This is a genomic window from Cellulomonas sp. P1_G12_2, from assembly GCF_056405535.1.
In genome coordinates, this window is the sequence record NZ_JBFUBX010000004.1 from 435,327 (window position 1) to 446,878 (window position 11,552).

Here is an 11,552-nt window from a genome sequence, read left to right on the forward strand (position 1 = left end):
GCCGAATGCACGCAAAACGGGTGAACTTCACCCCGTCCGAGATCCGTCCGAGTCACATGACGTCCAGATGACGGACTCATGACGGCTTCGCCATGAACACGAACCGGGGCGGGTCGACGGACGACCTTGGGGGGCAGGGCGTCCGGGAAGGTGCAGCGCATGCATGGACAGGCGGCAGTGACGGCAAGGATCCCTGCGTGGCGGAAGGCCTGCTCGGGCGTCGCCGCGCTCGCGCTGTCGGTGGCGATGCTCGTCGCGCTGCCGGCCGTCGCGGCCCACGCGGCATCGAACGAGCTGCACCTGCGGGTGATCAGCGCACGTACCGAACCCCGTGCGTTCGGCGGTGCCGGTGTCGACAAGGGCGCCGTCGTGACCGACTTCCAGTTCCTGGTCAGCGTCGACAACACGGGGACCACCGAGCATCGCTCCCCCGACCCGGGCACCGGGTGCGCGCCGAGCGACGCCGGCTACCCGCAGTCCTGCTCGTGGCCGTCGATCCGCGACGTCCCCCGCTCGAGCACCATCTACACGCACGGGGACCAGGGCGACGTCACCGGGGCGAGCTCGGTGAGCCTGCCCGACGGGCGCTACCTCGTCTCCGTGCTGGCGGACGGCTACAAGATCGACGGCGCCCACGTGACGATGCCGTTGACCGACCCGACCGAGATCGTGGTCGAGCTGCAGCCCAACCCCCTGCCGGACTCGACCCTGCGCGGCCAGGTGTTCGCGGACACCGCCCCGACCAACGGCACCCTCGACCCCGGCGACGTCGGCCTGGCCGGCTTCGTCGGCCAGATCACCGACTACCTCGGCGAGATCAGCACCGACGTCTACGGCAACCCCCTGTGCACCACCTACGTGGGCGAGGACCCGGTCACGCACCAGATCCCCCTGGCGGACCTGGACGCCGACATGGCACCCGTCGTCGCCACCGTGGGCGGCCAGTGCGTGAGCGACGCCGACGGCATGCTGACCATCCCCCACCTGGGCACCAACCGGTACGCGTTCTCGGCCATCCCGCCCGACGGGCAGTCCTGGATCCAGACCACCACCCTCGAGGGCAACCACGACTGGGACGCCTGGGTGATGGAGGGCATGACGGGGTACGACACCGAGTTCGTCCATGGTGGCGAGCAGGTGCCGCAGCCCCTGTTCGGGTTCGCCCCGCCGACCCACGACGGGCAGCCGCTGTCGCCGACGGCCGCCGGGCACGTCACCGGCACCGTCGTCGGGATCAAGACCTACACCCCCCCGAAGGGCGGAGCCTTCGACTTCTGGGGCGGCAACACCGGGACCAAGGTGGACAAGCCCATCGTGCGCCCGTGGCTCTCGCTGGCTGACCTGCAGAACGGCGACCAGGCCGTCTGGGTGGGACGCGGCGACGCGAACGGGCACTTCGACATCTCCGGCGTGCCCGACGGCAACTACATGCTCAGCTGGTGGGACGAGCCGCAGGACTACAACCTCAACATGCTGAACGTGACGGTCAGCAACGGCGGGACCGAGGACCTGGGCACGGTCGGCCTCAACGGCTGGTGGACCACCTACGACGGGTACGTCTTCAACGACACCAACCGCAACGGGAAGAAGGAGGCGGGCGAGTCCGGGGTCTCGAACTTCACGCTCACCCTGCGGCGCCAGGAGAACTCGCTCATGGACCGCGGCCAGACCTCCGCGACCACCGACGCCACCGGGCACTACTACTTCGAGTCCGCCTACCCGCTCGGCGAGTGGCTGGTCATGGAGGCGTACAGCGACTCGTTCTACACGACCGGCGTGACGTACCAAGCCGACAACCAGCCGACCCCGACCACGGTCAAGGGCGCCGGCGTCGACGTCGGCGTGCTCAACATCATCGGCCTCGGCGGCCGGATGGACTGGGGCGTGCACGCGTACGACCCGACCGGTGCCAACCACGTCGACCCACGCAACGGCGGCATCGTCGGCACGGTCAGCTACGACACCACGCGCAACGAGCTCGACCCGCAGTACGCCGTGTCCGAGGACTGGCAGCCAGGCGTGTCCGGCATCCCGGTCGAGCTCTGGACGCCCGTGCCCTGCGGCACGACGAGTGCGCCCTGCGACGCGAACGAGCAGTACGAGCTCGCCGCGGACGGCTCGTACGCCACCGGCACGCTGATCAACGAGTTCGTGACCGAGCACTGGAGCCGACCCACGGGCTGCACCGCGCGGGACGTCGACGGCAACCCCCTGGTCCACGGCACGGACGAGAACGTGCTGGCACCGAACCAGGAGACGGACGGCGAGTGCCTGTCGAGCTTCATGCAGGAGATCCAGTTCGGTCCCTACCCGACCGACCAGGGGACGCCTGACGCCAACTTCGGCGCCTCCGTCGACGGCAACTACGGCTTCGGCGACGGCTGCCTCGACGGGTCTCTCGTCGTGCCCGACCCCGCGGTCGAACCGTTCGAGCCGACGTGCCCCGGCGGGTTCACCCCGCTGGGCGCCGGCGACTACCTGGTGCGGCTCGACGTCCCCGACGACGCCACCGGCGAGCCGACGTACAAGGTCACCGGCGAGGAGGACATCAACATCGGCAACGGCGACCAGATCGTCCCGCAGGTCCCGCCACCGGCGTGCGCCGGCGCCCTGCACACCGTGGACGTCGAGGGCGACGGGACGGACGGGTACGGCCAGGTCGTGGGCGACGGCGGCGTCACCAACGACGTCCCCGTGGGCGTGACCGTGCCCGCCTCGACCGCCACGCACAACACCACGTTCGTGGACATCGGAGGGTCGCCGTACGAGGGCACCCCCCGCCCGCGGTGCGACACCAAGCTGGTGCGCGTCAACAACGGCAAGTCGATCGTGCCCATGTTCAACGTCTTCACCGACGTCCCGATCCCCGCGCGCCTGCGAGGGCTCGTGGTCGACGACATCAACTTCTCGACCGACAAGCGCTCGACGATGTACGGCGAGAAGGCCGGTGTCCCGTTCGCCCCCGTCGGGATCTACGACTTCAGCGACCGGCTCGTCTACACCGCCGAGTCCGACTTCAACGGCATCTACGACGTCCTGCTGCCCTCGACCAACCACATCAGCTGCCCCACGCCGTCCGGGGTGTGCGCGAACATGTACCGGTTCGTGGCCAACGACCCGGGCGTCCCGGGGCACCTGAACCCGAACTACAACCCGCGCTACCGCACGATCGCCACGGAGTTCGAGGCGTTCCCCGGGCTGATCATCCCCACCGACCTCGCACCCACCCAGGTGGGCATGACCATCGAGTCCCCTGGGACCGGGCTCCCCCAGGTGGTGACGTGCAGTCTGGACGCGGCCACCCCGCAGCTGCTCGCGGTGTCGCAGCCGTACGTCCGTGACACGGGTGCGTTCACCATCACGGGAACCGGGTTCGGCGCCGCCCAGGGCACGGGCCGGGTCACCCTCGACGGCACGACGGTTCTGCCCACGACGTCCTGGACCGACCAGCAGATCGCCGTGACGGTCCCCGCCTCGACCGCACCCGGACCGCACCAGCTGGCAGTGACAGCAGGCAACGGCCAGAGCACCGTCAACGGCCTGACCTTCCACGTGCTGCGCAGCGGCTTTGGCGCCTTCCCCGCGGGCGGCGTGCTCGACGACTTCAACCGCAGCACCGCGAGCACCACCCAGACGCTCGGGGGCAGCTGGGGCGGCCTGGCGAGCCTCCTCGCGGCCCTGTACCGGATCACACCGACCACGCCGGCCGGCGACGCCAACCAGGCGCAGGTCCGCGGCATCGGCGGGAGTGTCTACCGCAGCGCGGGCAGCGCGTTCGGTGCGAACCAGGACGCGTACGTCACCTTCACCAAGACCGTCGTCGGGAGCGGAAACCGCCAGGCGGGCGTCCTGCTCAAGGTCGGCACGAGCGTGCTCGGCACCCTCAACAGCTTCATCTCCGTGACGTACAACGCCACCGTGGGCGCGGTGATCGTCTCGACTGCAGCCACGCCGACGCAGAGCGTGAACCCGGTGGTCCAGGCGACACTGCCCGGCATCACGTTCGCGAACGGCGACCAGCTGGGCGCCCGCGCACTCGCGGACGGCACCGTCGCCGTGTACAAGAACGGCGCACTCGTGGGCACCACCAACGTCACCAGCGGTGTCAGCCCGTGGCCGGCGGCGCTCGCCTCGGGCGGCGGCCGGATCGGGATCAGGTCGGTGGGCAGCCTCGCCGCCAGCCTGAACGCCCCCAACGACGTCCGCCTCGACAACTTCGGCGGTGGCACCGTCGTCGTCCAGCCCGGTGGCTACCTGCCGAACGTGTACGAGGTCGGCCCGGGCAAGGCGTACTCAAAGATCCAGCCTGCGCTCGACGCCGCGTTCTCCAGCGCGGGCGACGACCTGGTGGTCGTCTACCCCGGTCTGCCCGACCTGACCGACCCGCGGAACAACCCCCGCGGCGCGTACTACGAGAACCTCATCGTCGCCTCCCCGGTCAAGCTGCAAGGCGTCGGGCCCGGCGGGTTCCAGGGCAGCACGTTCGTCCCCGGCTCGATCATCGACGCGAGCGCGTTCGGCGGCGACAGCGTCCTGGCCACCGACTGGTACACCAAGCTCGGCACGCTCACGTGGGACGGAAACCAGGACGTGAACGACGGCGAGGCGATCTATGTGCTGGCCTCGCAGAACGCCACCACCGCCGCGGGGCAGGCGCGTCAGTTCACGGCCGCCTTCAAGGCCGCCATCGACGGCTTCGACATCCGTGGCGGCGACCAGACGGGCTTCCCGGGGAACATCAACGACCTCACCGGTGGACCCACCGGGCTTCCCCCGAACATCGTCACGCAGGGCGGCGCGATCATGGCCAACGCGTACGCGCGGCACCTGCAGATCACCAACAACGTGGTGCAGAACAACGGCGGCGGATACGGGACCATCCGTCTCGGCACGCCCGACCTGCCGGTGCCCGACACGAGCCAGCACAACGAGGACGTCCGGATCGCCAACAACCGGATCATCTCGAACGCCGGCACCAACCTGGCGGGTGGCATCGGCATCTTCGCCGGGGCGGACCGGTACGAGGTGGCGCGCAACGACATCTGCGGCAACTTCTCGCTCGAGTACGGCGGCGGCGTGAGCGCCTACGGCCTGAGCCCGAACGGGAAGATCCACCACAACCGCATCTACTTCAACAACTCGAACGACGAGGGCGGCGCCATCATGATCGCCGGCGAGCTGCCGGCGACGCCCGGGACGCTCTCACCCGGCTCCGGCCCGGTCGACATCTACGCCAACCAGATCCAGGCCAACCTGGCCAACGACGACGGCGGCGGCGTGCGCTTCCTGATGGCGGGCAACTACCCGATGCACGTGGTCGACAACATGATCGTCAACAACGTGTCCACTCACGAGGGCGGCGGCATCGCCATCGACGACGCCCCGAACGTGCGGGTCTACCACAACACGATCATGAAGAACCTGACGACGGCCACGGCCGTGACGTCCGACGGTCAGCCGATGCCCGCAGGTCTGTCCAGCACGGGCAACAGCGACGAGCTGCAGGCGACCCTGCCCGCCGGCTCACCACTGTTCAGCAACCCCCTGCTGTTCAACAACATCTTCTGGGACAACCGGGCCGGCACCCGCGCCGGGACCACCGTGGCCGGCATCGGCCTCGAGGGGGACGCGACGCCGATCGACCACTGGGACCTCGGCACCGGCGACGGCAGCGGTCTCCTGGCCCCGACCACCTCACTGCTGCAGCAGCCGGCGAGCCCGCACCCGTACACGACGAGCGCGACCAACTGGGTCGGCGTGTCCCCCGCCGTCGTCCAGGAGTACGACGTCTCCGTCGCGTTCGCGACGTGGCGCCAGAACCCGGCATTCGTGGATGCCACCCTGGTGACGCTCGAAGCCCCGCCGAACCTGCTGGGCAACTACCACCTGTCCGCCTGCCCGGGCTCTCCCGCGTGCAACTTGGGAGCTGCAGCCACGGCCGTGCCGTCGTACCAGCAGCCGCCCGCCGCGCTCGGCGCGCCGCTCCTCGACATCGACGGTCAGACACGCCCGGCACTGGGCGGCTTCGACAGCGGCGCCGACGAGGTCGGCGGCGGTCAGGCGCCGGCTCCACTCACCTTCTCGACGCTCGGCACCACGAACCCGACCGAGCTGACGGAAACGGCCGACGACGCCGACGTCTACCGCTGGACCGGCACCGAGTTCACCCGGTCGGTCGACGTCTCGGCGATCACGAACCCGCTGCCCACGAGCGCGAACGTCGACGGCCTCGACCGGATCGACGACTCGCACTTCTACCTGTCCTTCAACGACGCGGTCACGATCGCGCTCCCCGGACCTGACCTGGCCGTGCAGGACGAGGACGTCGTGCTCTACGACGCGGGTACCTGGTCGATGTTCTACGACGGCAGCGCGAACGGGCTGGCCGCCACCGATCTCGACGCGATCAGCGTCGTCGGCGGCACGCTGTACTTCTCGACCGACAGCACGACAGTCCCACCGGGCGCCGGTGGCACGGGCGACGACGCCGACATCTACCGGTGGAACGGCGGCAGCTCGTACACCCGGATGCTCGACGCCTCGGCCGTCGGCTGGTCGACGGCCAACGTCGACGGGCTCGTCTGGGTCGACCCCACGCACGTCTTCCTGTCCTACAGCACCGACACCACGGCGCCCGGCGCCCTGGCGGCCCAGGACGAGGACGTCGTCCGCAACGACGGTGGCACGTGGTCCACCTACTTCGACGGCACCGTCCTGCGGCTCACCGCGGACGCCCAGGACCTGGACGCCTTCGATGTCCCCTGACCTGTTCCGCCACCCGAGGGGAGACAGCGGGATGACTGCCAGTGAAGGCCTCAGCCGACGCCAGTTCCTCCAGGTCGCCGGCGGGATGGCAGCCGTGGCCGGCGTGGCGTGGACGGGCAGGGTGCTCATGCCCGAGCCCGCCATGGCCGCGGGTGGCGCTGCCGACCTGGCCCTGGGCGGGACCGACGGGTGGATCTACCTGCCGCCCACCCCGGCGATCCCGCCGTTCCACCCCGACAGCTACGCCCCGGCTCCCTTCACCACGTACGCGTTCGGCTTCCGGAACGTCACGGGGCTCACCCCCACCCAGAGGGCGAACCAGAAGAACAAGGCGCAGCACTCCGCGCCCCTGTTCTGGGTCAGCCAGTACGACCCGGCCCACCCGGTCGACTTCCTCGTGCAGCTGGTCAACCTCGGCCTGGCGCAGCGGCCCGACCTGTTCGACGCGCACACGCTGCACTGGCACGGGTTCCGCAACGTGATCCCGTTCTTCGACGGTGAGCCGACCGGATCGGTGTCCGTGCCCATGGGGCGCGAGTTCACGTATGCCTACCGTCCGCGCCACCCGGGCACGTACATGTACCACTGCCACGTCGAGGACGTGGAGCACGTGCACATGGGCATGACCGGCCTCGTCTTCGTCCGCCCGCTGCAGGACGGGAACACGTCCCTGTTCCCGAGCGGCAAGTACATGTACAACGACGGCGACGGCTCGACGGGCTTCGACCGTGAGTTCGCGATGTTCCTGTCCGAGGTCTGGGCGGAGTCGCACTGGGCGGACGCCCACATCCAGCTGCCGGAGTGGAGCGACTACCGCGCCGACTTCGCCCTGCTGAACGGGCGCGTGTACCCCGACACCGTCGCGCCGAACGGCTCGATCGACCCGTTCCACCCCGTGAGCGACGCCACCGGGGACCTGATCGCGCCGGCCGGGTTCCCGAACTTGAAGTACCAGCCGCACTCGTCCCTGGTGACCTGCAACACCGGCGAACGCGTGGCGCTGCGCTTCGCGAACCTCGGGTTCCGCGAGCAGGCGATGACGCTCTCCGGTCTGCGCATGCGGGTGGTCGGCCGGGACGCCACCCCGATGCGCGGGCGCGACGGCACCGACACGTCCTACGAGACCGACACGCTCAACATCGGACCGGGCGAGAGCTACGACGTGGTGTTCACGGCACCTGCCAAGCAGGGTGCCGGCGCGTACGACACCTACATGCTCTACAACCGCGCGTACGCCCGCTCCGGAAACCGTGCACCGGGCGGGTTCGGGGGTCAGGCCACCGAGGTCCGGGTGTACGCCGGCGGCGTCGCCCCGCAGGCCTATCCGAACGACTGGGGAGTCTGAGCGCCGTGACCACCAACCGACCCCGTCGGGCCCTGCGCGGACCTGCGCTGGCCGCCCTGCTGGCGCTGGCGTGGGCCACGACCTCCGCGCTCACCGGCGCCGCACCCGCCGTCGCCGAGACACCGCCCCGGGTCGGCATCGTCTGCACCACCGGCGCGGGCGGCGCGGCGGGGAGCCCGATCTTCGACCTCACCACGCGGACCGGGTACATCAGCCTGCCCGACGGCAACACCGCGTTCATGTGGGGGTACTCCAGCGGGTTCGACGCCTTCCAGCACCCCGGCCCGGTGCTGTGCGTGAACGAGGGCGACGAGGTGACCGTGATCCTGCACAACACGCTCCCGGAGGCGGCGTCGATCGTGTTCCCCGGCCAGGAGGACGTGCGCGCTGACGGGGCCCCTGTGAGCCCCGTGCTCAGCGCCGGGCGGGTGACCTCGTTGGCGCCCACGGCCGCGGCAGTCGACGGCACGGTCAGCTACACGTTCACGGCCGGCCACCCCGGCACGTACCTCTACGAGTCCGGCACCAACCCCGAGAAGCAGGTGCGGATGGGGCTGTTCGGGGCGCTGATCGTACGGCCCGAGATGGGACCCGCATTCGCCTACGACCGTGCGGACAGCCAGTTCACGCCGTCCGAGGAGTTCATGGTGCTCCTCTCGGAGATCGACCCGTACCAGCACGCGGCGGTCGAGGCGGGGACGCCCTTCAACATGAACAGCTACCACCCGCGGTACTGGCTGATCAACGGACGCGGCTTCCCCGACAGCATCGCTGACAACGGTGCGTCCTGGCTGCCCACGCAGCCGTACGGAGCGCTGGCGTCCGTGAACCCCTACGACGCCTCGACGCACCCCCAGCCGGGCCTCGCCCGCTACCTCAACGTCGGCACGGAGGACTTCCCGTTCCACCCGCACGGCAACAACGGGCTCGTGATCGGCCGCGATGGCCGACCGCTCGAGGGACCGACCGGCCAGGACCTCTCGTTCGAGAAGTTCGCCATCAACATCGGACCCGAGCAGACCTGGGACGTGCTGTTCCGCTGGTACGACGCCGAGGGCTACGACCCCGTCACCAATCCCGTGCCGGTGACGGTGCCGAGCCTTGCCAACCAGGTGATCGGCGTCTTCTACAGCGGCAGCCCGTACCTCGGGAGCTCGCAGACGCTCCCTCCGGGCACCCCGACCCTGAACCAGTGCGGCGAGTTCTACATCATCAGCCACAACCACGCCCTGTTCCAGATCACCTCGTGGGGCGCGATCATGACCGGTCCCATCACCTACATGCGGATCAACCCGCCTCCGCCCAACGACTGCGGATGAGCGGAGAGGTGGGGAGAACGATGATGCGCGCAACGAGCCTGCGGAGGACCGTCTCCGTCGTCGCTGCCGGCGGAGCGCTGGCCCTCGTGCTGGCCCTCGTCTCGCCCGCGGGGCCTGCCGCCGCGGCGACCGTGCCGATCGACCTGTGGGCGACGACCGGGACGACGACCCTGCCCGCGGGCGGCCAGTCCGTCACCGTCTGGGGCTACAGCCTCACGAACACTGCGGCCACCCGCCCAGGCGGACCGACCCTCGTCGTCGACGTCGGCGACACCGTGGACATCACGCTGCACAACATGCTCGGGGAGACCTCTGCCCTGCTCGTGCAGGGGCAGGGCATGGTCCCGGACCGCACCGGTGTGGCTCCGGGCGGCACGGCGCTGTACTCCTTCACCGCGAGCCGGCCGGGCACCTACCTCTACGAGGCGGGCCTGCTCCCGAACGCCCAGCACCAGGTCGCCATGGGCCTCTACGGAGCTCTCGTCGTGCGGTCCGGCACCCCGGGCCAGGCCTACGGCACCGCGGCCACGGCGTACGACGACGAGGCCGTGCTGGTGCTCAGCGAGATCGACCCCGCGCTGAACAACGCCGCCTCCCCGGCGAGCTTCGACATGCGCAAGTACGCACCCCGTTACTTCCTCGTCAACGGGAAGGCCTATCCCGACACCGACGCCGTCACCACGGCGGTCGGTCGCACGACCCTGCTGCGCTACGTCAACGCCGGCAGCCAGTACCACTCGATGTCCGTGCTCGGCGCGCACCAGACGGTCGTCGCGCTGGGCGGCAGCCCACTCAACCTCGCGCGGCAGTACGTCGCCGAGACGTTCGGCCCCGGCCAGACCGCGGACGCCCTGGTGACGCCCTCGGCTTCGGGGATCGACCGCGCCCTGGCGGTCCACGACGGCAACCTGCTGCTGCACAACAGCAACACCGCGGGGATCGGCGGGATGCTCACCCTCCTCGACGTCACCGGCACGGGTGCGGTCGACGACTCCGGTCCGGCGACGACGGAGGCGCGCAGCGCCGCCGACGTCACGGCGACCGTCAGCGACGCCGCCACGGGCGGGTCCGTCGTCACCGCAGCGGAGTACCACGTCGACTCCGTGACCGGCACCGGGACCGCGATGGAGGCGGTCGACGGGACGTTCGACGCCGCCACCGAGGACGTGGTCGGAGTCGGAGCCCCCGCGCTCGCGGGCCAGCACATCATCTACGTGCGCGGCCGGGACTCCCTCGGTCAGTGGGGACCGTTCAGCTCCGTGCTGGTCAGCGGCGGCGACGCCGTCGGGCCGGTGACGACGGCCGTGACCGTGGCCCCGGACGCCACGAACGGCACGGCTGCGGTGACCGTCTCCGCGACCGCGGACGACACAGCGAGCGGCGGCAGCGACATCGCCGCCGCGGAGCTCTTCCTCGACACCGTCGGCGCGGACGGCACCGGGACTCCCCTGGTGGTCGGCACGGCGGCGACCGTCTCCAGCATCGACGCGACGCTCGCCGCGGGGACCGTCAACGCCCTGACCGAGGGCGAGCACGTCATCTCGATCCACGCGCAGGACTCGTCCGGCAACTGGGGCGAGCACGCCACGGCGAGCCTCGTCGTCGACAAGACCGGACCGACGACGACCGCACCTGTGTCCGTCGCCGTCACGCCCAACAACGGCACGCTCCCGTACAACCCGAGCACGGCGGCCGTGCGCATCGCGACGACGGTGACCGACCCGTCGTCCGGCGGGGTCAACACGAGGATCGCGCGGGCCGAGGGCTTCATCGACTCCGTCGGTGCGGCCGGCTCGGGCTTCGTCGTGGCCGCCGCCGACGGCGCGTTCTCCGACCCGACCGAAGGCGTCTACGCCGACATCCCCCTGGCGACCGTCGCCGCGCTGAGCAACGGGTCGCACGTGGTGTCGGTGCGGGGTCGGGATGCGGCGGGCAACTGGGGGCCGGTCGCGACCGGGACCCTGGTGGTCGACAAGGTCCGACCGGTGATCTCGGCCCTGACCGCCACACCCAACCCGACCCTGGGCGCGACCACGATCACCCTGACCGGGACCGCCACCGACACCTCTGCCCTGAGCCGCGCCGAGTGGTTCCGGGGCACCGACCCCGGCCTGGGCCTGGCC

At 70.4% G+C, this 11,552-nt stretch carries 4 protein-coding genes; all 4 read left to right on the forward strand.

Features of this window, described 5'->3' with window-relative positions; all coding sequences use genetic code 11:
* The first annotated feature begins 159 nt into the window (after positions 1–159).
* Positions 160–6,765 (forward strand): SdrD B-like domain-containing protein, encoded by a 6,606-nt coding sequence (locus tag AC1DXT_RS16005; RefSeq protein ID WP_477062282.1) that lies wholly within the window; start codon positions 160–162, stop codon positions 6,763–6,765.
* A gap of 31 nt (positions 6,766–6,796) precedes the next feature.
* Positions 6,797–8,110 carry a multicopper oxidase domain-containing protein gene (locus tag AC1DXT_RS16010; protein WP_477062283.1) on the forward strand — a complete coding sequence of 438 codons (1,314 nt, stop codon included), beginning with the start codon at positions 6,797–6,799 and terminating at the stop codon, positions 8,108–8,110.
* A 5-nt stretch (positions 8,111–8,115) separates the two neighbouring features.
* A complete protein-coding gene (locus tag AC1DXT_RS16015) occupies positions 8,116–9,429 on the forward strand; it encodes a multicopper oxidase domain-containing protein (protein WP_477062284.1) in 1,314 nt (437 codons plus the stop codon).
* 23 nt (positions 9,430–9,452) lie between these two features.
* Positions 9,453–11,552, forward strand: a 2,100-nt coding sequence (locus AC1DXT_RS16020) for a multicopper oxidase domain-containing protein (RefSeq protein ID WP_477062285.1), incomplete at its 3' end; no start/stop codon positions are given.